At 33.8% G+C, this 25,404-nt stretch carries 18 protein-coding genes and 1 tRNA gene; 7 read left to right on the forward strand and 12 right to left on the reverse strand.

The features are described from left to right. Positions 1-7 precede the first annotated feature (7 nt). Together BLV84_RS05205 and BLV84_RS05210 are read left to right on the forward strand one after the other, a co-directional pair. Positions 8-1,003 carry an NADP-dependent oxidoreductase gene (locus tag BLV84_RS05205; RefSeq protein ID WP_093240881.1) on the forward strand — a complete coding sequence of 332 codons (996 nt, stop codon included), beginning with the start codon at positions 8-10 and terminating at the stop codon, positions 1,001-1,003. 19 nt (positions 1,004-1,022) lie between these two features. Continuing rightward, on the forward strand, positions 1,023-1,727 hold the full coding sequence (locus BLV84_RS05210) for a type 1 glutamine amidotransferase domain-containing protein (RefSeq protein WP_093240885.1): 705 nt from the start codon (positions 1,023-1,025) through the stop codon (positions 1,725-1,727). Between the two features lie 87 nt (positions 1,728-1,814). Here BLV84_RS05210 and BLV84_RS05215 read toward each other — a convergent pair. Further along, a tRNA-Ser gene (locus BLV84_RS05215) sits at positions 1,815-1,899 on the reverse strand. Between the two features lie 197 nt (positions 1,900-2,096). Here BLV84_RS05215 and BLV84_RS05220 point away from each other — a divergent pair. Then, the gene (locus BLV84_RS05220; protein WP_093240890.1) at positions 2,097-3,116 is read left to right on the forward strand and encodes a M28 family metallopeptidase; all 1,020 of its coding nucleotides are present in this window, start codon (positions 2,097-2,099) and stop codon (positions 3,114-3,116) included. Positions 3,117-3,195: 79 nt separating this feature from the next. Here the strand turns inward: BLV84_RS05220 and BLV84_RS05225 are convergent, their stop codons facing one another. The 3 genes from BLV84_RS05225 to BLV84_RS05235 are packed head-to-tail and all read right to left on the reverse strand — an operon-like array spanning position 3,196 to position 6,773. Continuing rightward, on the reverse strand, positions 3,196-3,813 hold the full coding sequence (locus BLV84_RS05225) for an L-threonylcarbamoyladenylate synthase (RefSeq protein WP_093240895.1): 618 nt from the start codon (positions 3,811-3,813) through the stop codon (positions 3,196-3,198). Between the two features lie 12 nt (positions 3,814-3,825). Next, positions 3,826-4,452, reverse strand: a complete 627-nt coding sequence (locus tag BLV84_RS05230; RefSeq protein ID WP_093240900.1) for a potassium channel family protein — start codon at positions 4,450-4,452, stop codon at positions 3,826-3,828. Next, the gene (locus tag BLV84_RS05235; protein WP_093240905.1) at positions 4,452-6,773 is read right to left on the reverse strand and encodes an ATP-dependent helicase; all 2,322 of its coding nucleotides are present in this window, start codon (positions 6,771-6,773) and stop codon (positions 4,452-4,454) included. The genes BLV84_RS05230 and BLV84_RS05235 overlap by 1 nt, the downstream gene beginning before the upstream one ends. A 116-nt stretch (positions 6,774-6,889) precedes the next feature. Here BLV84_RS05235 and BLV84_RS05240 point away from each other — a divergent pair, with 116 nt between their 5' ends. Continuing rightward, entirely contained in the window at positions 6,890-7,414 is a 525-nt protein-coding gene (locus tag BLV84_RS05240) for a DUF7935 family protein (protein WP_093240909.1), read from the forward strand. Positions 7,415-7,429: 15 nt separating this feature from the next. On the opposite strand, the gene BLV84_RS05245 is transcribed toward BLV84_RS05240, so the two are convergent. From BLV84_RS05245 to BLV84_RS05280, 8 genes are all read right to left on the reverse strand, one after another. Next, a complete protein-coding gene (locus BLV84_RS05245) occupies positions 7,430-9,505 on the reverse strand; it encodes a M1 family metallopeptidase (protein WP_159429393.1) in 2,076 nt (691 codons plus the stop codon). Positions 9,506-9,636: 131 nt separating this feature from the next. Next, positions 9,637-11,046 carry an efflux transporter outer membrane subunit gene (locus tag BLV84_RS05250; protein ID WP_093240917.1) on the reverse strand — a complete coding sequence of 470 codons (1,410 nt, stop codon included), beginning with the start codon at positions 11,044-11,046 and terminating at the stop codon, positions 9,637-9,639. After that, positions 11,046-14,195 (reverse strand): efflux RND transporter permease subunit, encoded by a 3,150-nt coding sequence (locus tag BLV84_RS05255; protein WP_093240921.1) that lies wholly within the window; start codon positions 14,193-14,195, stop codon positions 11,046-11,048. Before BLV84_RS05255 ends, BLV84_RS05250 begins: the two co-directional genes overlap by 1 nt. A 6-nt stretch (positions 14,196-14,201) precedes the next feature. Further along, positions 14,202-15,308, reverse strand: a complete 1,107-nt coding sequence (locus BLV84_RS05260) for an efflux RND transporter periplasmic adaptor subunit (RefSeq protein WP_093240925.1) — start codon at positions 15,306-15,308, stop codon at positions 14,202-14,204. Positions 15,309-15,333: 25 nt separating this feature from the next. After that, the gene (locus BLV84_RS05265) at positions 15,334-15,816 is read right to left on the reverse strand and encodes a GbsR/MarR family transcriptional regulator (protein WP_093240931.1); all 483 of its coding nucleotides are present in this window, start codon (positions 15,814-15,816) and stop codon (positions 15,334-15,336) included. 222 nt (positions 15,817-16,038) lie between these two features. Beyond that, complete coding sequence (locus BLV84_RS05270; RefSeq protein WP_093240936.1) at positions 16,039-17,892, reverse strand: CocE/NonD family hydrolase; 1,854 nt, start codon at positions 17,890-17,892, stop codon at positions 16,039-16,041. 33 nt (positions 17,893-17,925) lie between these two features. Beyond that, the gene (locus tag BLV84_RS05275) at positions 17,926-19,845 is read right to left on the reverse strand and encodes a M1 family metallopeptidase (RefSeq protein ID WP_200796262.1); all 1,920 of its coding nucleotides are present in this window, start codon (positions 19,843-19,845) and stop codon (positions 17,926-17,928) included. A 52-nt stretch (positions 19,846-19,897) separates the two neighbouring features. Continuing rightward, on the reverse strand, positions 19,898-20,959 hold the full coding sequence (locus BLV84_RS05280; RefSeq protein WP_093240940.1) for a hypothetical protein: 1,062 nt from the start codon (positions 20,957-20,959) through the stop codon (positions 19,898-19,900). 86 nt (positions 20,960-21,045) lie between these two features. On the opposite strand from BLV84_RS05280, the gene BLV84_RS05285 reads away from it, so the two are divergent. Genes BLV84_RS05285 through BLV84_RS05295 form a run of 3 tightly spaced genes read left to right on the forward strand, consistent with a single transcriptional unit; the run spans position 21,046 to position 25,397 of the window. Further along, positions 21,046-21,942, forward strand: a complete 897-nt coding sequence (locus BLV84_RS05285; protein WP_093240943.1) for an ABC transporter ATP-binding protein — start codon at positions 21,046-21,048, stop codon at positions 21,940-21,942. A gap of 2 nt (positions 21,943-21,944) precedes the next feature. Then, positions 21,945-22,769, forward strand: coding sequence for an ABC transporter permease (locus BLV84_RS05290; RefSeq protein WP_093240946.1), 825 nt, complete (start codon positions 21,945-21,947; stop codon positions 22,767-22,769). Positions 22,770-22,805: 36 nt separating this feature from the next. Beyond that, positions 22,806-25,397, forward strand: coding sequence for a T9SS type B sorting domain-containing protein (locus BLV84_RS05295; RefSeq protein ID WP_093240951.1), 2,592 nt, complete (start codon positions 22,806-22,808; stop codon positions 25,395-25,397). Positions 25,398-25,404 lie beyond the last annotated feature (7 nt).

Genomic DNA, 25,404 nt, shown 5'->3' on the forward strand with positions numbered 1-25,404 from the left:
TAATTCTATGAACAAGACCATTCTTTTAAATAATCGACCAAACGGAAAACCACAAGAGTCCGATTTTAAATTTACGGATTCTGATATTCCTGTGGTGAATAATGGAGAAGTTCTACTTAAAACTAAATATGTTTCAGTTGACCCTTACATGAGAGGTAGAATGAGCGATGCGGAATCTTATATTGAACCTTTTCAATTAAACAAACCTATTAATTCTGGTATTATCGCTGAAGTTATAGAATCAAAAAACGATTCTTTTACCAAAGGTGATTTTGTTTCTGGTATGTTAGATTGGAAAGAACAGCAAACACATAATGGGAAAGACTTGCTCAAAGTTGATGCTGATAAAGCACCATTGTCTGCCTATTTAGGCATCCTCGGGATGACAGGTTTAACTGCCTATCATGGCTTAACTGAAATTGGAAAACCAAAAGAAGGTGAAACAATTGTTGTATCAGGTGCTGCAGGTGCTGTAGGAAGCACCGTCGGCCAAATTGGTAAAATATTAGGTTGCCGCGTCATTGGTATCGCTGGAAGTGATGAAAAAGTTGATATGCTTAAGTCTAAATATGGGTTTGATGCTGCGATTAACTACAAAACAACTGAAGACATGACCAAAGCCATTGCTGATGCAACACCAAAGGGTGTTGATGTTTATTACGATAATGTCGGTGGGACAATTTCTGATGCTGTTCATGCAAATATCAATCGCTTTGGACGCATTGTCGTTTGTGGTGCAATTTCACTTTACAACAGTACTTCATTACCAACTGGACCTCGTATTGAGCCAATTTTAATTAAAAAAAGTGTGTTGATGCAAGGCTTTATTGTCAATAATTTTTCTGACAAATTCCCAGAAGGTATGGATCAATTATCTCAATGGCTGAAAGCTGGAAAACTCGATTTTTCAGAAACAATTGTTGAAGGTTTTGACAATATTCCAAACGCCTTTTTAGATCTTTTTGAAGGCAAAAACAAAGGAAAAATGATCGTTAAAGTATAATTTTTAAATCAAATAATTTATGAAAAATAGCAAACAACAAAACATATTAATCGTCTTAACCTCACACGAAGAATTAGGAAACACCGGACGTAAAACCGGATTCTGGATTGAAGAGTTTACAACGCCCTATTATTATTTAATTGACAATGGTGCAAAAGCGACTCTTGCTTCTCCAAAAGGCGGTCAGCCGCCAGTTGATCCAACAAGTGCACAAGACGAGAATCAAACAGAATCGACAAAGCGTTATGAGAATGATGAAGCTTTAAAAAAGCAATTAAAATCTACACTTAAACTTTCTGAAGTATCTGTTAAAGATTATGATGCTGTATTTTACCCTGGAGGTCATGGCCCCTTATGGGATTTGGCCGAAAGTGAAGAATCAGCAAAATTAATTGAAGACTTCTATAAAGCAGATAAGCCAATTTCGTTTGTCTGTCATGCCCCTGCTGCATTAAAAAAAGTAAAGAATCAATCAGGCGAAGCATTGGTAAAAGGAAAAAAAGTGACAGGCTTCACCAATTCAGAAGAAGAAGCTGCAGGACTTACATCTGTTGTTCCTTTCTTAGTAGAAAACATGCTTAAAGAAAAAGGAGCTATTTACAGCAAAGTCGATGATTTTGAAGCCTATGCTATACAAGATGGTTTACTTATTACAGGTCAAAACCCGGCATCGTCAAAAAAAGTAGCTGAACTGCTTTTAAAAGAATTACATCAGAAAAACTAAATAAGATTCAATTTCTATAAATAATTCATTTTAATTATTTGTAGAAAACAAAAAACCCACGATTATAAAATCGTGGGTTTTCTTTTGCGGAGAAAGAGGGATTCGAACCCCCGGAGGTTTGACCCTCAACGGTTTTCAAGACCGCCGCATTCGACCACTCTGCCATTTCTCCGTGCATCGTTTTGCGATTGCAAAGATAGTCAGTTATTTCAATTCTCAAAATGTTTTTTCTATTTTTTTTACAGCATTCAAAACAGCATCTTCTCAAACAGCTTGAAATCAAAAGCTTAGCATTACATATATTTTTTAAAAATGAAAGACAATAGCGCAAACAAAATTACTTATATTAGCAAAAAACATTAAAACCTTATGAAGAAAATTTTACTATTAAGTATGTTAGCTCTCGTAAGCTATTCATGCAAAAGCACTCAAAACCCTGCAGATGATAAAGATCCTGTTGTATATGCTGAATCTATCACGGCTGCAGACCTAAGCGATTATCTTAATGTATTAGCTTCTGATGAGTTTGAAGGTCGTGAAACCGGGACACCCGGACAAAAGAAAGCTGCAGAATTTTTAAAGAATTTCTACTCAAGCCTAAATATTAAAGGGGGAGACATCAGAGACAATTCGCCATACTTCCAGAGTATTCCTTCTTCGTTTTATAATGACAGATTTGGAGATTCTGAAAACGTCATTGCCATTATTGAAGGTGAGGAAATCCCTGATGAATACATTGTTATTTCTGCTCATTATGATCACTTAGGTGTAAGAAATGGTAAAATTTATAACGGAGCTGATGATGATGGCTCGGGAACAGTTGCTGTTATGGAAATTGCAGAAGCTTTTAAAAAAGCTGCTTTAAAAGGACACAGACCAAAAAGATCAATTATATTTTTACACTTTACAGGTGAAGAAAAAGGTTTATTAGGCTCTAAATACTATACAGAAAACCCAATTTACGCGCTTGACAAAACAATCGCAAACCTCAATATTGATATGATCGGCAGACGTGATGATGCCCATAAAAATAATCCTGATTACGTTTATTTAATAGGTAGTGATCGTTTAAGTTCTGAATTACACCAAATTTCAGAAGATGCTAATACAACTTATACAAATTTAGATTTAGATTATAAGTATAATGCAGAAGATGACCCTAATCGTTTTTATTACAGAAGTGATCATTACAATTTTGCAAAATTTGATATCCCAGTCATATTTTATTTTAATGGTGTGCACGCTGACTACCATATGCCTACTGACACTGTTGATAAAATAGAATATGATATTTTAGAAAAAAGAACTAAATTAGTCTTTTATACAGCGTGGGAGTTGGTTAACAGAAAAGAGAAACCTTTTGTTGATAAGCCAACAATCGAAGAATAAACCTTAAGTAGTTTAAGTAAAAAAGCCAGTTGAAATTATTCTAACTGGCTTTTTTATTTAAGATTAATATTGATAAAGCTTATATTTCAGCAGAACCTTTTCCTTGACGGATTAATTCTGGTTCATCTTTAGTTAAATCAATAACTGTTGAAGCCATATTATCCCCGTAGCCACCATCAATGACAAGATCAACAAGATCGCCCCATTTCTCTGCGATGAGCTCAGGGTCAGTTGTGTATTCTACTAAATCATCTTCATCATAAATAGATGTTGAAACAATTGGATTGCCAAGTGTTTTTACGATAGAACGAGCGATATTATTATCTGGGACTCGTATTCCTACAGTTTTTTTCTTTTTAAAAACATTCGGCAAGTTATTGTTACCAGGCAATATAAAAGTATATGGCCCAGGTAAATTTCTTTTTAAAATTTTAAAAGTATTTGTCGGTATTTGAGAAACATAATCCGAAAGATTACTTAAATCTTCACAAATAAAAGAAAAGTTAGCTTTTTCGAGCTTAACATTTTTCAAACGCGCAACTTTTGTCAGGGCTTTATTGTTCTTAATATCACACCCTAAGCCGTAAACTGTATCAGTAGGATAAATAATAACACCTCCTTCTTTTAGAACTTTCGCAATTTTTTGTAAGTGTTTTTCAGAAGTGTTTTTTTCATAAAGTTTAATAATTTCTGCCATATTATAAAGTGTTTATTGTCCTTTCTCTTTAATTGATTCAACCTTCGTTGTAATATAAGAAATTAATGCACCAAATAATGCAATCCCTGTTGAAATTAACACAATTGAAAGAGCTCTCCCTATGGTTGTTACTGGGTAATGATCGCCATAACCTACAGTTGTAACTGACACAAAACTCCACCAAATAGCATCCTCAGCCGTTTTAATATTTCCTATATCTTTTTCAAAATATAGAACAAGTGTTGAAGTTAAAATAACTGTTGTTATAGAAATAAAAAGTATAAAACCATATAGGCTCTGAACTTTATGAGTTCTGATAAAATTGATTAATAAACGAATAGATTTTACAATCCTGATTACTCTAAAAACGCGAAAAATTCTAACATATCTAAACTCATGAATGACAGGTATTGATGATATTAAATCTAACCAACCTATAGAGAAAAAGAACTTTTTACGATTTTTAGCATTATAAAGCTGAACACAAAAATCAACAAAGAAAACGATACACAATAAAATATCATAGTATTCAATAAGTCGACTCACCTCAGATTTAGGATCTAGAAAAAAAGTCGCTGATAATAAGCCTATACTGAAAAGAGATAATAAGGCTATAATTAGTTTTGTAACACTGAGCATCAATTAATTATATTTAATTTTGCAAATTTAAGTATTAAGTTTTTAACACCGCTTGTTTTAAATTTTATAGAAGCTTTAGCATCATTTCCTGCACCCGTAACCTCAATCACTTCTCCTCGACCAAAACGCGCATGCTCAACCTTTTGCCCACTTTTTAATTGAATAGGTTTTGCAGAACCTGACAGATCCTCTCCTTCTGGTTTTAATTTCCTTAAGCGTCTCAATTGCTTTTCAGAAGGCTTGTGACTCGGCGGAGGTGTAGAACTTTTAGGTTTTGTTTGTCTTAGTTTTGACTTATCAACATCATCATCAAAAATATCTCTATCGATGAATGAATTAAATTTATAATCATCTTTCGGAACCATGAAGTTCAAAAAATCATCATCAATTTCTTCTATAAATCGGCTCGGATCTGCATCGATTAATTTACCCCAACGGTAACGCGAAATCACATAGGTTAAATAAGCTTCTTTTTCAGCTCTGGTCAATGCTACATAAAACAAACGTCTCTCCTCCTCTAGCTCTGAACGTGTATTTAAACTCATGGCAGAAGGAAACAAATCCTCTTCAAGACCAACGATATAAACGTATGGAAACTCAAGACCTTTTGCTAAGTGAATTGTCATCAAAGCGACACGATCATCATCATCGACCTCTTTATCCATATCCGTCGCAAGCGCAACATCTTCAAGAAATTCAGCTAAAGTTGCATTAGAATCTGCAACTTCTTTCTGACCTTCAACAAAATCACGAACACCATTGAGAAGTTCTTCAACATTTTCAATTCTTGTAATACCTTCTGGAGAAGAATCCTTTTTGTATTCTTGAATTAAACCTGTTTTTTTGATAATCAATTCGGTAAGATAAAAGGCATCTTTTTCATTTGCAGCGATTTGAAAGGTTTTGAGCATATTGACAAAATTGATCAGCTTTGTCTTTGTTCCTTTATTTATTTTCAAATCGATTTTATGGATATTTTCAGCAACTTCAAAGAGTGATTTTTTATAATGATTGGCAGCTAAAGTCAATCTATCCATCGTTGTTTGTCCAATACCTCTTGCGGGAAAATTGACAACACGTTTAAAAGCTTCCTCGTCTTGCGGATTAACGATTAACCTTAAATAAGCCAACACATCTTTAATTTCTTTATGTTGGTAAAAAGAAAGCCCACCATAAATTCGATAAGGAATATCTTTACGACGCAAAGCATCTTCTATTGCACGGCTTTGCGCATTTGTTCTATATAAAACTGCAAATTCACCATTTCTAGCATTTTCTTGCATGCGTTTATCCATAATGGAACTTGCAACAAAACGACCTTCCTCGGCATCATTCATCAAACGATTGACATGAATTTTGGAACCTTCATCATTCGCTGTCCAAACCAATTTCTCAAGTTTGGTTTTATTTTTGTCAATCACTGAGTTCGCAGCTTCAACAATATTTTTTGTTGAACGGTAATTTTGTTCTAACCTAAAAGATTCAACTTTATCATAATCACGCTGAAAATTCAGAATATTATTAATATTTGCACCTCTAAAAGCATAGATACTTTGGGCATCATCACCCACAACACAAATGTTTTGATAGCGATCACTTAAAGCTCTCACAATTAAATATTGAGAATGATTCGTATCTTGGTACTCATCTACCAAAATATATTTAAAACGTTTTTGGTATTTGGCTAAAACATCAGGAAAACGTGTTAAAAGTTCATTGGTCCGTAATAATAAATCATCAAAGTCCATCGCGCCAGCTTTAAAACAACGCTCAACATATTCTTGATAAATATCACCCATTCTTGGGCGTTTTGCCATGGCATCGGCTTCTTGTAATTCTAGGTCTTTACGGTAAGCCTTAACTGTAATCAAGCTGTTTTTAAATGAAGAAATACGAGATAAGACCTGTTTATATTTATAAATATCTTTATCGAGTTTCATCTCTTTGATGATGGTTCTCATCAATTGTTGAGAATCCTTTGAATCGTAAATTGTAAAGTTTGATGGATAGCCTAATTTATCAGCTTCAATTCGCAAAATTTTCGCAAAAACAGAGTGAAAGGTTCCCATCCATAAATTTTTAGCTTCATTACCTCCCACAATATCAGCAATACGATTTTTCATTTCTCGTGCTGCTTTGTTGGTAAAAGTCAATGATAAAATATTGAAAGGGTCAACACCCTGATGCATCAAATGCGCAATACGAAAGGTGAGAACCCTTGTTTTTCCAGAACCAGCACCAGCAATCACAATCATAGGGCCATCCTTTTGTAAAACGGCTGCACGCTGAGCTTCATTAAGTTGATTAATATGGTCTTGCAATGTTTTTTAGCTTAAAAATTTGATTTTCAAAAATAAGGATTTATACCAAAGTAGAATTACTTTCTAATCATAAATACCCATCTAAAATACTTTAATATATTTGAAAAAAAAATGCAATGGACAATTACGACTCTATCCTAACAATGCTTATCTATCTTTTGCCAACTTTAGTTGTTGGCGCTGTAGCTTATTATTTCTTTAAAACTCATACTGATCATTTAGCGCAATTAAAATATAACGAAGACTTGAATGAGCTTAAAAAAGAGAGTTTACCAGTAAGACTTCAAGCTTTTGAAAGATTGACACTTTTTTTAGAGCGTATTCATCCAGGAAGTTTATTGCAACGCGTCAATCCAACAAGTGAAGACAAACATACTTATGAGCAACTTTTAGTTGCTACGATCGAGCAGGAATACGAACATAATTTGATACAGCAAATTTATGTAAGCAATAAAACTTGGCAAGCGATCAGAGCTTCAAAGGGCGCGACTATTTCTTTGATTCGTCAAGTTAATATGAGTGAAAATATTAAGACTGCCCAAAAACTTAGAGAAGCTGTTTTAACTGAATTATTAGACAAGCAATCTCCAAGTGAGACTGGTTTAGAATTTCTTAAAAATGAAGCTAAACAGCTTTGGTAAAGTAGATTTACCATATTAAACCTTCAAAATATCTTTGACTTTTTCTTTATTTGATAATTGATCTTTTTCTAAAAGTTTGATGATATCAGCTTGATGATTTTGATCTTTGATTAATTCGGTAAGTAATTGTTTTACAAAATTACGATAACGCCACACAGGATGATTAAGATCTTTTGAGAGATTAATAATTGACTGGTCTGTTAATTTATTTATCTGAAATAAATATATAAAAGCTTGACGTTTTATCTGATATGCGTAAGCTGAGTCTGTATAGTCTGTTAATTGATGAAAAGCTTTTCGGGCTTCTTTTGATTTTTCTGTTGCGACTTTGAGCATCAGCCACAACAACTCGATATTTTTGTGAATTGTTCCTTCCTGACCTTTCATTTGCGCTAAATAATCACGGCGATCTTCAGGAAAATTCATCCACAGATTTAATAAAGCATGCTCTCTTGTGACGTAAGATTGATCCTTTAAAAGCTCTTCATATTTCTCTTTTAAATCTTTAGGGATTTGCTTTAAATTTTTGGCTAAAAATTGACGCGTTTCAATATTATCTGTCGAGAAAGCTAAATAAAGTAATTCTTCTCGTTGAACTCCCTTTTCTGAAATGATTTGTAACACAGCTTCTGGTCCTAAATATGCATTATGCTTTGAAAGTAAAGCATTTTTGAGTGGTAAGATTTTATCTTTTATAGGCTTATTTCGTTTTAATTTTAATTTAAATAATTGATCTATAAATTCTGATTTCCGAAGTATTGTTAGTGCTTCTTCTGCTGGAAAAGAGGTTTGTTGCAACCATTCTTTCTTGAAGTCTAACATGCTTTCACCAGATTTATCTTCAAGGATTTTTAAAAAATCATCAACTTCAACAATTTGATAAGCATTTTGGTTAAGAAAGTCTTTGACAGAATCGAAAAATACAGCATCGCCAACTCTATTTCGTAAAGCATGTAAAGCCCAAGCTCCTTTTTTGTAATAGGTTAATGAACTTGCATTTTTACTCATTATCTTTTCACCTTCACCTCTGTCGCTCAACAATTTTAGTTGTTCAGCATCTTCAAAAAGTTGATTTTCAAAATAAGCGGTTCCAAAAAGTTCTTTTTCGACTAATAAAGCAAAGTAAGTTGCAAAGCCTTCATGAAGCCAATGATGTACAGAATTTTTTTCGGTGATTAAATTACCAAACCATTGATGAGCCAATTCATGCGCATGAACATTTATATAGTTTTGATCGTTATAACTTATTTCATCAACAATAAATTCTTCAGAAAAAATGGTTAAACCTGTGTTTTCCATTCCTGCATAAAGAAAATCTCTGACAGGAACTTGTTTATAATTTTGCCATGGATAAGCCACACCTATTTTTTTCTCGAGTATTGAAAAAATCTCGTTATAATTTTGATAAGTAAACCTAAAATGATCATTGTATTGCTCAGGTAAATACATTTCTAAAGGCACACCAGAATCTGTTGTGTCGCGGACAGCTTTAAAATTTCCAGCAGCAAAAGCAACCAAATAGCTACTCATTGGGTTTTTCATTTCGAAATGTCTCGTTGATAAATCCTCAGTTTCTTCTTCAGAAACTAAAGCGCCATTGGCCGTGAGTTCATATTGAGCAGGAAAAGTGTAGCTGAGATTAAAAATGATTTTGTCTGTCATATCATCTAAACTTGGCAACCAATGAGAGGTGTACTTGCCTTGACCTTGTGTCCAAACTTGTGCAGAATGATCTATTTCTGGATGTTTTTCTATAAAATAAACTGTTTGCTTAGGTTTGACTTGATATGTCAATTCAAAAGTATAAGTCTTGTCTTTTTTAAAATTTCCAATAAAAAAAAGTTTATTTCCTGAGTTATAAATTTCAAATTCAGTGTTGACAAACTTGATATTTTCTAAGTTTTTAGCGTCCAGAAAAACGGTATCCAATTTTGATTTAGTCAGAAAACTAAATCGATAATCAGCTGATATCTGTTTTTCATCTGGATTGATTGTAACATGGGCTGTGATATTTTGAACATCAATAGACTGCGATTGAGAGAAAGCAAATGATGTGAGCAGAAAAAAGAAAAGAATAGAGAAAGATTTCATAAGTCTATAATCAATTATAAAAGGTAAAAATAAAGCTTGTTTTAAAGATAGCTTAAAAAACAGGGCATAAAAAAACCTCATTTCAAAAAATGAGGTTTTCAACAAATCTAAAAATCTAAATCACAAATAAACTATTTCCATCCGCCACCTAAAGCACGGTAAAGGTCAATCATTGAATTTAATTGATCAAACTTTGCATTCACAAGGTTTAATTGAGTATTCAACACATTTTCTCTAGCTGTTAAAACTTCTAAATAGTTGGCTAAACCATTATTTAAAAGTTCTTCAGAGTAATCTGTCGCCAATTGATAAGCTTCAAACTCTTTGGTTTTTAAATCGATTTTTTGTGTAGCAGAATCATAAGAATATAATGCGTCAGAAACTTCTTTACTTGCATTTAACAAAGACTCTTCGAATCTTAATAAAGCTTGTTCTTGTTGAGATTGGGCAACTTTATATCCAGTTCTAATTTTTCTTTTATTAAAAAGAGGCTGAGCCAAACCGCCAACTAAATTTGCAAAAAGTGAATTTGCATCAAAAAGTTCGCTAGCATCTAAACTCTGAAAACCTCCAGATGCTGATAAAGTAATCGAAGGATAAAACTGACTTCTCGCTACGTTTGTCATTTCAAAGGCATTGCGATAAGCATTTTCTGCGACGATAACATCAGGGCGATTGCTCAATAATTGAGCAGGAACACCTGTTTTTAATTCTGTATTGATTTCTTGACGATCCAATGAAGTTCTTGATATTTCATGTGGAGAATCTCCTAATAATATCGAAAGAGTATTTTCTAAAAGTTTACTTTGCTTTTTTAAATCAACAAGAATTGCTTTCGCTGTATAAATCTGAGCTTCTGTTTGTTTTACAGCAACTTCAGTGACATTTCCAGCCTCTTTTAAGGCAGAAGTTGTTTCTAAACTATTAACACGGTTTTCAATTGTCTCTTCTGTAATTTCAATTTGCTCATCGAGCGCAAGTAATTGAAAATATGTGGAAGAAATTGATGCTATCAATCGTGTTTTTACGGCTTTATGAGCAGCAACACTTTGTAGGTAACTTGCACCATAAGCACGTTTTTGACTTCTGATTTTTCCCCAAACATCTGCTTCCCAAGAAAGGTTTGCAGCCAATTGATATTGATCAGACTCACCACCTCCACCAAACAAAACACCTTGTTGGCTATTATCTGACAAGTTGGAGTGTGTCCAAGTCCCTTCAACTCCTAAACTCGGCAAGTAACCAGCCTTTCCTTGTTGAAGATAAGCCATAGCAGCGTTCATTTGCTGAACGGCAACACGGATGTCAATATTGTTTTCTAAACCTCTTTCAATATGATTTTGAAGAACGGGATCTTCAAAAATATCTTTCCAAGAAACATCTGCCATCGTTAAACTATCCGATGGCAAACTATCTGTTCTGTAGCGAGCTTCTTGCTCTACTAAATCAGGTTCTTGATAATCTTTAGCAGCAAAGCAAGAGACCAACAAAAATGGAACTGCTCCTAATATTAAAACTCTAAAAATATGACTCTTTTTCATTATGCTTCTTTTATTTCAGTTGATGATTCATCTGAATTTGGTTTCTTACGTGAAATCTTTTCTTGTAACCATTGGAAGAAAATGTATAACATAGGTGTAATAAATACACCGAGAATTGTTCCTATTAATAATCCGCCAACAGCTCCTGTTCCAATCGATCTGTTACCTTCTGCACCTGTACCTGATGCAAATACCAATGGCATCAAACCAATAATAAATGCTAGTGATGTCATCAAAATTGGTCTTAAACGAACTTTTGCTCCATCTAATGCCGCATCAACAAGCCTCATACCTTCTGCTCGCCTTTGCATAGCAAACTCAACTATCAAAATAGCATTTTTGGCTAATAAACCGAGTAACATAATCAATGCAATTTGGAAATAAATATTTGCCTCTAATCCTAAATAATAGGTAAATATATAAGCTCCCATCACACCTAATGGTAAAGTAAATAAGACAGAGAATGGAATTAAATAACTTTCATATTGCGCTGATAAAATGAAATAAACAAACACTATACTCAATAAGAAAATAAATAGAGATTGTGATCCTGCGGAAACTTCCTCACGAGATAAACCTGAGAAACCAATATCAAAATCATTTGATAATTTTGAGGCCTCTTCTTGAACAACATTAATAGCATTACCCGAAGAGTAACCTGGCGCTGGGGCACCTGTTACCGATGCAGAGTTAAAGAGGTTAAAACGCGTTACTGCTTGCGGACCGTAAACTCTTCTAAGATCAGCAAACTCCGTAATCGGTGCCATCTCACCTGAACCGCTTCTTACATATAACATATTTAAGTCGGTTTCATTAGCTCTATCTTCTGGTTTAGCTTGTATATAAACACGGTATTGTTTACCATATCTAGAAAAGTCAGCTGCATAAATACTACCGATATAACCTTGAAGTGTTCCAAAAATTTGACTGATGGAAACACCAGCTTCTTTAGCTTTAGGAATGTTAATATCTAACTCATATTGCGGATAATTCGTATTAAATGAACTTTGCGCATATTGAATTTCTGGTCTTTGATTTAGTTTTCCTAAAAACTCTTTGGATTGCTGATCTAATTTATCAAAGGAACCTCCTGAACGGTCAAGTAGTTTAAATTCAAAACCAGCTGAGCTACCAAAACCTGGAATACTTGGCGGTGCAAAGAAAACCATTTCAGCTCCTGTGATACTTCCGCCTAATTGGAATAATTGACCCGTGATTGCATCAGAAGATAAATAATCTTCTTCTCTTTCTTCCCATGGATCAAGCTTAACGAAACCAATTGCATAGTTACTACCTTGACCACTAATCAAACTAAAGCCGTTCACCAAAGTAATACCACTCACACCAGGAATTGACGTGACTTGATCTTCAAACTGTTTTGTAATACCAACCGTTCTATCTAAAGAAGCACCAGCTGGTAACTCAATGTTTGCAAAAATAACACCTCTATCTTCATTTGGAACAAAGCCAGTCGGCGTTTTCTCAAGCCCCATGTAGATACCAAAAATTGAAAAAGCAATCACGGCAGGTGTAATCCATTTATGTTTAAATAAGAAAGATAAGCTTTTAACGTAACGCTCTGTTGTCGCTTCAAAAGCTGCATTAAATTTATCGTAGAAATTTTGCAACCAACTTTTACTGTTTTCTTTTTCTTTATTAGTTTTCAAAAATAAAGCACATAAAGCAGGGCTCAATGTCAGTGCATTCACTGCTGAAATTGCAATTGCCACAATTAATGTAATACCAAATTGCTCATAAAAAACACCCGTTGGACCAGAAATAAATGTCACAGGAATAAACACAGCACCCATAACAAGTGTAATGGAAATAATTGCGCCAGTAATTTCATCCATCGCAGTTCGGGTTGCGCTTAATGCTGAATCAGCACCTTCTTCAAGTTTGGCGTGAACTGCTTCCACAACCACAATAGCATCATCCACCACAATACCAATGGCTAATACAAGAGCGAATAAGGTTAATAAGTTAATCGAGTATCCAAATAAATTCAAGAAGAAAAATGTACCAATAATAGATACTGGAACTGCAATTGCAGGAATTAATGTGGATCTAAAATCTTGTAAGAAAATAAAAACAACAATAAAAACCAATAAGAATGCTTCAATTAAAGTCGTAATTACTTTGTCTATTGAAGCTTCTAAAAATTCGTTTGTATCTAAGTTGATGTATGACTCTACACCATCAGGAAAGTTCACTTCTAATTCATCAATTTTCTTGTGAACGTTTTGAATAATTTCCTGTGCATTTGATCCTGGTGTTTGATAAATTGCCATGTTCATCGCTGGATAGCCGTTTGTTTCAGAAACAACACTATAGCCTTCAGCATCTAATTCAATTTCTGCAACATCTGCCAAATGTAAATATTCACCGTTACCTAAAGACTTAATGATGATGTTTTCATATTGATCTTCTGTTTTATAACGACCAGGATATTTGATCACATACTCAAAAGACTCTGCATTATTTTGTCCGAGAGAACCCGCAGCAGCTTCCAAACTTTGTTCATTAATCGCAGCTGTTACATCTGCAGGAACTAAGTTATAAGCAGTCATTTTTTCTGGCTGAAGCCAAATACGCATCGAGTAATTTTTAGAACCAAAAACTTGAACATCACCTACACCATCAATCCTTTTGAGTTCTGGAATAACATTAATGTTTAAATAGTTCTGAATATATGTCGAATTATAATCTTCATTTTTAGAAAGTAAAGACATAAACATCAAAGCACTCGTTTGCTGCTTTTGAGTAATCACACCGCCTTGAATAACTTCACGAGGCAATAATGGATTGGCTCTAGCAACACGGTTTTGTACGTTAACCGCAGCAATATCAGCATCATATCCTTGTTTAAAAAAAACTTGAATTTCTGCACGACCGCTATTACTCGCAGTTGATGTGATATAATCCATCCCTTCAACACCATTCACTTGTTCTTCAATAGGAATAATAACACTTTCAAGAACAGTTTCTGCACTTGCGCCAGGGTAATTGGCTGTCACTTGCACCGTTGGTGGCGCAATATCAGGATACTGAGACACTGGCAAAGCCGTGATCCCGAGTATACCTAAAATGACTATAATTAAGGAAACGACCGTTGATAAAACAGGTCTTTCTATAAATTTCTTTAACATCTTATATTATTTAAAAACTTTATTAATTGGTTTTACAATGCTGTCAAAATCTTTCAACTGAGGTTTAACAGGCATGTTGTTTCTGATCTGGCCAACACCATCTGCAATAATTTTTTGACCTTTTTCTAAACCTGACTTAACGATAATGAAGTTCTTAACTCGTGCATCAACTTGAAATGATTTTGATACTGCCAGAGAATCATCTTTAATACCATAAACGTAAATTAAACCTTGTCTTTCAAAGCTTGCTGATTCAGGGACAACAACTTTATCTTCATAAGTTTCAGGAATCATAATGCGTCCACTATTTCCATTCGCCAATAAACGACCTGGATTAGGGAATTTTGCTCTAAAATTAACTGTTCCAGTTTGTGGATTCACTTGACCTGAAACGGTTTGAATTTCGCCTTCATGTTCGTAAACATCACCAGTGGCTAATTCTAATTTAACTGCTTGAAAATTTGCGAGTTTTTCTTTCACATCTTTGCCTTCAGCGTGTTGTAAGAAAGTGATATAGTCTTTTTCATTCATTCCGAAAAAAGCATAAACTTCATCAATTTGAGAAACTGTCGTTAACTTAGACTCTGGACTTACCAAAGAACCATTTCTGTATCGGATAGAACCAACAACCCCATCAACTGGACTCTTAATCGTTGCGTAATCAATGTTTGCAGCAATACTGCTATATGAAGCTTTAGCTTGAGCTAATTTTGCTTTTGCCGTTTCAAGCTGGCTTTTACTAATAATTTCTTTGTCCACAAGAGGTTTTAATTTTTCAACCTCAACGCGTGCCGCATTGACATTTGCTTGAGCAGCTTGCGCATCTTGACTTAAGGATTCTGTTTCTAAAGTAAATAAAACATCTCCCTGCTTAACAGATTGACCTTCATCTACAACAACTTTAGTGATGTATCCTGAAACTTTAGGTCGAACTTCACTGTTGACAACACCTTCAATACTGACTGGATAGGTGTTGAAATCCGTCAATGTTTTTGTTGGTAGTTCAATGACGGGTACCTGCATCGGTCCTCTTGCTTGTTGTTGAGGTTGATCATCACCGCAAGAAACAAATAGAGCACATAAAAAAACGAAACTTAAAATATTTTTTTTCATTATTAGTGTTTGTTGTATTTAGGATTTATTTTATTTTACTTTTTAATTTACTGATAGACTGCAGAATATCATCTGCATAAGCGATGAAGTTTTTTTGAAATTGAAGATCAAAGTTTTCCTCACCAGATTCGTCCTCAGCCATACATTCTTTTTTGAAAGACAAAACTTCTTGAAAAAGTGATTTTTGTTCTGTCCATTGCTTCTGTAATTCATCTAGAGAGTTAAGCATTAAATCTTTATTGACTATAAAATATCTTTTTCTATCACCAACTAAAGTGAAATATTCTATTTTATTATGTAATTGTAAACTTTCTAGATGTGTAGAAACCGTGCTTTCACCAGCTTTTAAGCGACAGACGAGCTCTTCAAATGTCACTCCCTTTTTCCCTGATAGAATAATCAATGAAAAAATACGAGCAGCAACTGGCGCTAAGTGGTGCTCTTTTTCAAAGAACACACCCAACTTCTCAATCAAAACTGATCTTCTCTCTTCAAGTTGCTGATTCATACCGTTAAATTTAAAACGATGCAAAAATAATATTAGTTCCGAAAAAACCGAACTAACTTAAACTAAAAATATGTTAAAAATATGTTAAAAATATTTAACTCAAGAAATATTCACACTTAACAAAAAACAGAAGTGATCATAATAAATGTTAAAGATGAATTATCTCAACAAAAAAAAGCTGCCAAAATTGACAGCCTTGATAGTTATTTTAGTTGATTGTAATTATTCAGCAAAATCGAAAATAATTTTCGAATCACCAAATATTGTATGTGTTTGTTTTTTGAAATCTTCTTTTTTAGCCTCAAATATGTTATCAACATAAGTTTGCGGATTCATATCTATATAAGGGAAAAAGCTACTTTGTACTTGAATTTGTAATTTATGTCCTTTTTTAAAGGTATGATTAATGTCTTGCAAAGTGATTTTGACACTTTCCTTTTTATTAGGTTTAAAAGCTTTAGGCTCATTAAATCCATCTCGGTAACGACCTCTAAAAACTTCACTTCTCACCATCATGTGATAGTTTGATAACTTCAGATGACCTTGAACATCATCAGTGTTTTCAGTTTCTGAAGGAAAAACATCTACTATTTTCACAATCCAATCAGCAGCGGTTCCTGTTGTTGCAACTTTTAAATCTGCTAAAACTTCTCCTGAAATGGTAAAATCTTCATCAAAAACTTCTGTTTCAAAAACCAAAACATCAGGTCTTCTTGCTGCAAATCTTTGATCGTCAGTCATGAATTTACGTGGCGTAAATCCAAATTTGATATCTTCAGTATAAGGAACAGGCTTCTTTGGGTCACTTACAAATTTTACTTTTGATTCCTTATTCTTTTGAGATGTCAACTTTTGATCACCTCCTAAATACAAGCTTTTTTTAGAGACATTTTTTGGTGGCCAAAACTGAAAGTCATTCCACTCTTTTGTACCTGTATTAAAAACATGTGCTTCTGCTAAATTGATAGTTTCAGAATCTGACTTTAAGAAATGATTGAAAAAAACAGTTTCATAATTGTTCTGATATTCCTCAGAAAGATCATCTCCAAAATGTATATTTCCTATCACTTGTCTTTTAGATTTCCTTGCCCAATCACCATGACTCCACGGTCCGAAAACTAACATATTAAAGTTGTCGTTATTTTTTTCGATAGCTTTATAAGTGTTAAATGGTCCGTACAAATCTTCAGCATCAAACAAACCGCCAACTGTCATCACAGCAGGTTTGATATCAACTTTTTCCAAATGCTGAATCAAGCCTCTTTTCTGCCAAAACTCATCATAATTAGGGTGTTCTTTAATTTGATTCCAGAAAACATTTTGGCCATCATCATGAACATCGAGTTTAGATAATGGCATGTGTTCCATGAAAAATTGATATTGATCTTCCGTATTGACTTTTGGTAATTTATACCAAGGTTTATCTTTTGGTTCATCTTTCATGGCACCAAATAAATAAGATGCGCGCCAGTACGAAAGCAAGAAAGCTCCATTGTGATGAAAATCATCAAAATAAAAATCGCCAATTGGCGCTTGCGGAGAAGCTGCTTTTAAGGCTGGATGCTCTGAAAGTAATGCATAACTTGCATAAAACCCTGGATAAGAAATGCCCCAAACACCAACTTTTTTATTCGTATTCTCCACATTGTTGATCAACCATTCGATTGTATCATAAGTGTCGCTAGCTTCATCAATTTCATTCCCTTTTTTGTTTGGAATATAAGCTCGCATATTGTCGTAAACACCTTCGCTCATCCATCGTCCACGCACATCTTGATAAACAATAATGTTTCCTTCTTTCATCAATTGTTCATTGGGACCGATGCGCCTTCTAAAATTGTCCTCACCATATGGTAGCGAACTATAGGGCGTTCGTTGCATAATGATAGGATATTCTTGTGATTTATCTTTTGGAGAATAAATTGTTGTGTGCAATTTTATACCATCTCGCATTTCAATATTAACCTCTTTTTTGTCATAATGCTTTTTGACATCAAAAGTTGTTTGCGCATAAACTTGCACAAAACTAAAAACACATAAAAGGCTAACTAAAATTCTCTTGTTTACATTTCTCATATAATGTTTAAAATGATTTTTCAACCCTGATAATTAATCTTCAGAAGACCAAATGTCATTAGCTGAATTGATATCGACTAATTTCTTCTCAGGATCAATCTCAACTTTAATAATTTCTTGATTTGTTTGGTACTCATGCGTCCAAGAGTTACCACGTTGCCATACTTCAACAGGAAGTGTTTTTATTTCTTGAGAGCCATCAGCAAAACTAACTTTATAACGAACAGGCATTGGGATGTCGCCTTTATTTTCAAAAGTCAATAAGTAATTAGCATTCTTTTTCTCCACTTTGCTAATTGCCAAATCAATATTATTATTGCCATAAAACCAATTTTTCCAAAACCAGTTTAGGTTTTCTCCAGTTACATTTTCCATATGATTGAAAAAGTCTGAAGGTTGTGGATGTTTGTAAGCCCATGTATTGATGTAAGATTTAAAAGCTTCATCAAAGCGTTTTCCCCCTAAAATATACTCTCTTAACATCAACAAGCCTAGAGCTGGTTTATAGTATGCTGTCATTCCTAAGTTTCTTAAATTTGTAACATCAGGATATGTATCAATTCCTTCACGTGAATCACTTTTAAACCAAGGCACTAATCTTCTTCGGTTATCCAAACCTGCAGGATATTCGCCTTCATTAAATGCTTTTGTTGAATAATAATTAATGAAAGTATTGAAGCCTTCATCCATCCAAGCATAACGGCGCTCATTAGAACCAACAATCATCGGGAACCAATTGTGACCAAATTCGTGATCAGTCACTCCCCATAATCGGCCAGACTGACGATCGTAACTACAAAAACTTAATGCAGGATATTCCATTCCGCCTATTTCAGCCGCAACATTAACTGCCACATCATAAGGATATTCAAACCACTTTTCTGAGTAATGTTCAACAGAAGCTTTTGTGTATTCTGTTGAACGTGACCAAGCATTTTGTCCATCACTTTCGATTGGATATACAGATTGCGCTAAGGCTTCTCTGTCATCAGACAAATTCATTTTTGCAGCATCCCAAATAAAAGCACGTGATGATGCAAATGCAAAATCTCTTGAATTATCTATTTTAAATTTCCACGTTAAAGTTCCTGATTGTTTAGCTTTTAAAGATTGATCTAAAATTTCATCAGGTTTAATTAAATAAACAGTTTTATCACTTTTTTGAGCTTTCTTCATTCTTCTTTGAAGCTTTTTAGAAAGCACTTCTTTAGAGTTAAGCAACTTCCCTGAACTCACAATAACCTGATCATAAGGCGCTGTGATGTTAACTTCAAAATCTCCGTAACCAAAATAAAACTCTCCAGCTCCTAAGTATGGCTCAGTGTTCCAACCAACGACATCATCAAAAACAGCTACCTGCGGGAACCATTGTGCCATCGCGTAAATCCAACCATTTTCAGTTTTTAAACGTCCCATCCTATCCATTCCATCAACAGGAACAATGTATTCAAAATCCATTTTCACTTCAGCTTTTCCGCCGTTTGCTTTGACAGGTTTATCAAAATAAACTTTCATTCTTGTATCTGTCATCGAATGTTTAGAAGAACTTGAGCCTTGAGTTTTAGCAACCAAATTAGAAATCGTCATTCCTTTATCTGTATCACCATTATAGCGATTACCATCAACTGGTGTTGTTAAAGTTCCTCTAGAGTCTTCTGTAAAGCGGTTTTGCTCAACATACATCCAAATAAAGTCTAAGTCATAAGGACTGTTATTTGTGTATTCCATCGTTAAACTCCCCTTGATTTGATGTGTTTCAGAATCCAAACTCACATCGATTTTGTAATCAGAAGTATTCTGAAAATAATTGATTCCTGGTACACCTGAAGCTGCTCTAAAAGTGTTCCCTCGTCTGTACATAAAATCATCAAACTCATCTTGATTTGATTCAAGTTGAGCAAAAGCGTTTAAGCTAAGCATTGCCATGAACAATGCTAAAAAATTATATTTCATCATTTTTAAGAATTTTTTGCTAAAAATAGAAAGTGTTTTCAGAAAATAAAAATTAATTGTAGGAATCCTCTTCAACTTCCAAATAATTACGCTTCACAAAGTCTAAAGCCGTTTTTAAAATATGACCCATTGTTTTGGCGCGTTTAAATTTGATATCTTTTGTGTAATCAACGAGTTCACCTCTTAATTGCAATACGTTTTCACGAGAAGAAATTTTGTCTTTAATCATACATCTAATCAACATCCTAAATCTTTTCTGTGAAGTGATTAATCGTTTTGCAACCTGTGATCTTTCTTCTAAAACATATTGTTGTATTGAGGCTTCTTCAAGATGCCTTTCAACGAGTTTGACCATCTTATAATTTTCTTTGAAAAACTGAGGCTTGTAAACCTTCAGATTACCCTCATAACTTTGTTGATCAAAATCAATCGCTCGAATTTTATAATCAACATGATCAAAGTCGTGTGTCGGAATCACCACATAATTATAAGATCGCATATCACCGAGCAATCTTAGCGTACATCGTTCATTAAATTTCACAAACTGTTTTGCTATTTCTGCTTTGGCGTGATAATCACATTCTGGCAGTTCATCTTTTATAAAAACGTCACCAGGAATTCCTGCAATATGTTCTTCGATTAAGGAATCTTTATAAACCAAAAAATTGATTCTGTGCGGCGATAAAATATGTTCAAACTCAAGACCATAAATGCGTGAAGCATCTGCTTTTTTAATATAGAAATAAGTAAAGTTATCATTTAAAACATTTCTGACCTTAATGCGAAATGGTTTTGAATTTCCAAAAGTGCAATAATCAATCGCATCAACATTAAGATAATCCAATTGCGCGCTTTTACCATCAGAATGTAAGATTAAATAAACTTTCTTCAAGCTTCTGTCAATTTCCTCACGCTCGTAATCTGGGTAATAGCAACGCACCCAAAGTGTATCATCATCATTTTTATCATAGACAACAATAGAACCTGAAAAACGAAGTAAATCTTCGTAAGAAACAGGTATTTTTGTTTTTCGACTAAAGTCCGAAAGATATTTATTTAAGGTATCATTGATAGGAAAGCTAGGCTTTTTCTTTGACATCAATTTTTTTTCCATTGCTGCTTTTTATGAATTTGAATAATCATCTGCGATAAATGTAACAATATATGAATTAATCCGTCACATAAAAAAAACATCTTATTTTGAATAAAATTTTAGAATTAAACCATCTCACCAAGAAATTCGGGAATTTAACAGCAGTTAATGATTTGAGCTTCACAATTGAGAAGGGAAATGTTTATGGTATTCTTGGTCCAAATGGCAGTGGAAAATCTACAACTTTGGGTATTGTACTTAATGTTGTCAATAAAACGTCAGGTGAATTTAAGTGGTTTGGAAACAGAGAAAACACGCACGAAGCTCTAAAAAAAGTCGGTGCGATAATCGAAAGTCCTAATTTCTATCCAAACATGTCGGCCGAAGACAACCTGAAACTGGTCTGTAAAATAAAAGATGTTCCTTATTCTAAAATTGAAGAAAAACTTAAAATAGTTGATCTAGCCGATCGTCAAAAAAGTAAATTTAAAAGTTTTTCATTAGGAATGAAACAAAGATTAGCTATTGCCTCTGCTCTTTTGAATGATCCTGAAATTTTAATTTTAGACGAACCAACCAATGGTTTAGATCCGCAGGGCATTCATCAAATCAGGCAAATAATCAAAAATATCGCTGCCGAAGGGATGACGATTTTATTAGCCTCACATCTTTTAGATGAAGTTGAAAAAGTCTGTTCGCATGTCGTCATTATACGTCATGGTAAAATGCTTTATGCAGGCAGTGTTGACCAAATGAATGCAACACATGGTTTCTTTGAAGTGGCAGCCAATGACAGCAAAAAGCTAGAAGAATTCCTGAATGTACAAACATATATTGAGCATTTTAAAATTGATGATAACGGCACTTATAAAGCTTTTTTAAATAAAGATTTTATGGCTGATGAATTCAATAAAATTGCTGCAGAAAGTGATATCTATTTTAGTCACCTCATCAAAAGAAAAGAAACTTTGGAAGAGCAATTTCTTGAACTTACAAAACCCTAATCATGAAAAGATTATTCTTAATTGAGTTTCATAAACTCAAAAACAACCGTTCAGCAAAAGTATTGAGCATTCTATATTTCGCGCTCTTTTTTGCGATTACACTTTTTGCATCAATTCGTTTTAAGTTTGGTTCAATAGACTTTCAGTTAGCAGAGCAAGGCATTTTCAACTTCCCTTATATCTGGCATTTCAACACTTACATACTAGCTTTACTCAAAATTTTCTTAGCTGTTGTTATCGTTTCCATGATGTCTAGTGAATACACCAATCGTACTTTAAAACAAAATTTGATTGATGGGTTGAGTAAAAAAGAGTTTATTTTATCTAAATTTTTAAACGTTGTCTTTTTTGCTTTTGCTTCAACTGCATTGGTTTTTATTGTGAGTTTAATTCTTGGTTATTCTTTTTCAGATTTCAATGAATTAAGCATTGTTTTCTCTGACTTGGAGTATCTTTTGGCTTATTTCGTCAAACTTTTAGGCTTCTTTTCTTTATGTCTGTTTTTGGGTCTTCTCGTTAAAAGATCAGCTTTTGCATTAGGCTTTTTATTTCTAATCTGGGTATTTGAAGGCATTGTGACGCTTATTGTCAAATTTAAAGCTGAAGGTTTAGATTTTATTTTAAGATTTCTTCCACTAGAATCAATGTCAAATTTGATCATTGAGCCTTTTACTAAAATGGAAAATATAAAAATGGGTGCTCAGGCTATAAATCCAACTTTTATAAAATCATACGATGTGAGTTTTATAAGCATCTTAATTGTTTTAGCATGGACATTTATTTTTATTTACGGCTCATTTGCTATTCTTAAGAAACGTGATCTCTAACAAATATTTTATCTTTGACAACAAAGAAAAATACATTTGAAATATTATCAACTTTTATTATTTCTATTTATCACATGCGCTTCATATAGCCAAAATGAAGCGCATAATTGGTATTTTGGAAATAGAGCAGGCTTAAGTTTTGAAACAAACCCACCAACAGCCTTAGATGATGGCGTCTTATCAACCAATGAAGGTTGTTCTTCAATTTCAACTTCAGCAGGACAATTACTTTTTTATACAGATGGCAGAACGGTTTGGAACAAACTTCACCAACCTATGTCTAACGCCAACTATGCACCATCGACTAATTACGATGGTTTACACGGCGATCCTTCAAGTACATCAAGTGGATTAATTGTACCACACCCAACTGAAAGCCATTTATATTACGTTTTTACTTTAGACGAACCTCATCACGACAACGCTAATGCTTATCCTAATCAAGGACCAGCAGATGAAAATGGAAATCCAACGGACACTTACTCGGATGTTCCTTTTCATGAAGTACCACAAGACGACGACGGCTTCAACAATGGTTTAAACTATTCCTTGGTTGATATGACTTTAGATAACGGTTTAGGCGATGTTGTCGATACTCAAAAGAATGTTCATCTTGTCACTTATGATGTTAATGACCCTGAGGAAATCAAATACAAAGCTTCAGAAAAAATCACAGCTGTGAGAAGTTCTGATTGTAGCTCTATTTGGTTGATCACACATTTCGTTGATCGCTTTTATGCTTTTAAAATTGATGAAAATGGTGTTGATACAAATCCCGTTGTGAGTCAAGCAGGCCCAGCTGTGACAACTGATAATTACAGACGTGCAGCTTTAGGTTATATGAAAGCTTCTCCAAATGGTCAAAAAATCATTGTTGCTAACAACACGATGAATTACAGCCAAGATCAACTTAACAATGATGATGGCGATGGTAATGTTTACTTATTCGATTTTGATAACACAACTGGTCAAGTCACAAACCCGCTTCTTTTAATTGACAACGTTAATGCTTATGGCGTAGCTTTTTCTTCTTCTTCAAATAAAACTTATGCAGCAATAAATAATTTGACTATTTATCAATGGGATTTAGAAGCTAATGTTGTTAAGGATTCTGGTACAATAATTTCTAATGATAATTTTCAAAAAGGCGCACTTCAATTAGGCCCAGATGGAAGAATTTATGTTGCTTTAATCAACGATAGTACTTTAGGAGTTATCAAAAATCCAGAAGAAAGCGGACTTGACGCAAATTACACCTCGTCACAGCTAGAAGGCGCAATAAACTTAGGAAATAATAACAGCTTATTTGGATTGCCTCCATTTATCCAATCTTTATTTTTAGATAAAATTGATATCGTCAATCTAGATGATTTTTATACTAATGAAGTTAACCTTTGTTACGATGAGAGTTTCACATTATCATATGACAATATCACTGGCGCCGATTACACTTGGTCTAAAGATGATGAAGTTTTAAACAACGAAACAAGTGAAAACTTAGAAGTCAATGCGCCTGAAAATGTGAGTTTTCCTTACACAGCTTTTTACAAATTAGAAGTCAATAAAAATGATGGGAGTTGTCCTTTGGTTGGAACTGCCAAAATTACTTTTACTGCTCCACCTGAGTTTAATGAAGCTGAAATTTACGAATGTGATCCAGTTGATAGTGATTTAGTTTTTTATGACCTTAATGAAGCCAACAATCAAATAACAGAAAATTTAGATTTAACTGATATCTCACTTGATTATAAATATTACTTGAATGACAATGACGCTTTTAACGATGAAAATGAAATCACTGATTTCACAAACTATCAAAGCCTTGAAAACAATCAAGTTGTTGTTGCAAAGATTTTGAGTAATAATGTTTGTACATCTTATGCCAATATTACTTTAAAACGATCAGAAAGCCCTCAGTTAGCTGATGATTTGGAAGTGATTTATTGTAAAAATTCTTATCCAGAAACAATCAGTTTAACATCTGGAATTCAAGATAATGAGATCAATAATTTCTCATACGAATGGTCAACTGGTGAAAATTCAGAAAGTATAGAAATTAATACCAACGGGAGTTACTCAGTTATTATCACTGATAATATTACTGGATGTAGTGCCATTAGAAATTATGAAGTTTCTTATTCAAGCACTCCTGAATATTCAATACAGATTAAAGAAGCACAAGTTTCGAGTAACCAAATCATTATCATATTATCAGATAATAATTTTGGTGAATACGAATATGCGATTGGCACGCCAGATAACTTTCAAGACAGTCCAATTTTTGAAAATTTAAGAGCTGGAATTTATGATATTTTTATTCGTGATAAAAGTGGCTGCGGAATTGTTTCTGACCGGGTTGGCTTACTCGGTATTCCTCAGTCCTTCACACCTAATGAAGATAACTATAACGATTTCTGGCGACTAAATGGCGTTATTGCTACCGATCATCGCATTGCCAAAATCTATATTTTTGACAGATATGGTAAGCATCTTTTCAGTTTCAAGCCCGGTGAACAAGGTTGGGATGGGACTTATAAAAATGAAAAAATGCCTTCAAACGATTACTGGTATAGAATTGAAATGATTGACGGAGAGATTTTCAGAGGCAATTTTACTTTGAAACGTTAGTTTTTCT

It is taken from the genome of Psychroflexus halocasei (assembly GCF_900107595.1).
GTDB classification, from domain to species: domain Bacteria; phylum Bacteroidota; class Bacteroidia; order Flavobacteriales; family Flavobacteriaceae; genus Psychroflexus; species Psychroflexus halocasei.

What these genes read in the sequence shown, in the direction of transcription:
- BLV84_RS05205 (WP_093240881.1), top strand. Translation starts at nt 8, where the DNA reads ATGAACAAGACCATTCTTTTAAATAATCGACCAAACGGAAAACCACAA.
- BLV84_RS05210 (WP_093240885.1), top strand. Translation starts at nt 1,023, where the DNA reads ATGAAAAATAGCAAACAACAAAACATATTAATCGTCTTAACCTCACAC.
- BLV84_RS05220 (WP_093240890.1), top strand. Translation starts at nt 2,097, where the DNA reads ATGAAGAAAATTTTACTATTAAGTATGTTAGCTCTCGTAAGCTATTCA.
- BLV84_RS05225 (WP_093240895.1), bottom strand. Translation starts at nt 3,813, where the DNA reads ATGGCAGAAATTATTAAACTTTATGAAAAAAACACTTCTGAAAAACAC.
- BLV84_RS05230 (WP_093240900.1), bottom strand. Translation starts at nt 4,452, where the DNA reads ATGCTCAGTGTTACAAAACTAATTATAGCCTTATTATCTCTTTTCAGT.
- BLV84_RS05240 (WP_093240909.1), top strand. Translation starts at nt 6,890, where the DNA reads ATGGACAATTACGACTCTATCCTAACAATGCTTATCTATCTTTTGCCA.
- BLV84_RS05245 (WP_159429393.1), bottom strand. Translation starts at nt 9,505, where the DNA reads ATGAAATCTTTCTCTATTCTTTTCTTTTTTCTGCTCACATCATTTGCT.
- BLV84_RS05250 (WP_093240917.1), bottom strand. Translation starts at nt 11,046, where the DNA reads ATGAAAAAGAGTCATATTTTTAGAGTTTTAATATTAGGAGCAGTTCCA.
- BLV84_RS05255 (WP_093240921.1), bottom strand. Translation starts at nt 14,195, where the DNA reads ATGTTAAAGAAATTTATAGAAAGACCTGTTTTATCAACGGTCGTTTCC.
- BLV84_RS05260 (WP_093240925.1), bottom strand. Translation starts at nt 15,308, where the DNA reads ATGAAAAAAAATATTTTAAGTTTCGTTTTTTTATGTGCTCTATTTGTT.
- BLV84_RS05265 (WP_093240931.1), bottom strand. Translation starts at nt 15,816, where the DNA reads ATGAATCAGCAACTTGAAGAGAGAAGATCAGTTTTGATTGAGAAGTTG.
- BLV84_RS05270 (WP_093240936.1), bottom strand. Translation starts at nt 17,892, where the DNA reads ATGAGAAATGTAAACAAGAGAATTTTAGTTAGCCTTTTATGTGTTTTT.
- BLV84_RS05275 (WP_200796262.1), bottom strand. Translation starts at nt 19,845, where the DNA reads ATGAAATATAATTTTTTAGCATTGTTCATGGCAATGCTTAGCTTAAAC.
- BLV84_RS05280 (WP_093240940.1), bottom strand. Translation starts at nt 20,959, where the DNA reads ATGGAAAAAAAATTGATGTCAAAGAAAAAGCCTAGCTTTCCTATCAAT.
- BLV84_RS05290 (WP_093240946.1), top strand. Translation starts at nt 21,945, where the DNA reads ATGAAAAGATTATTCTTAATTGAGTTTCATAAACTCAAAAACAACCGT.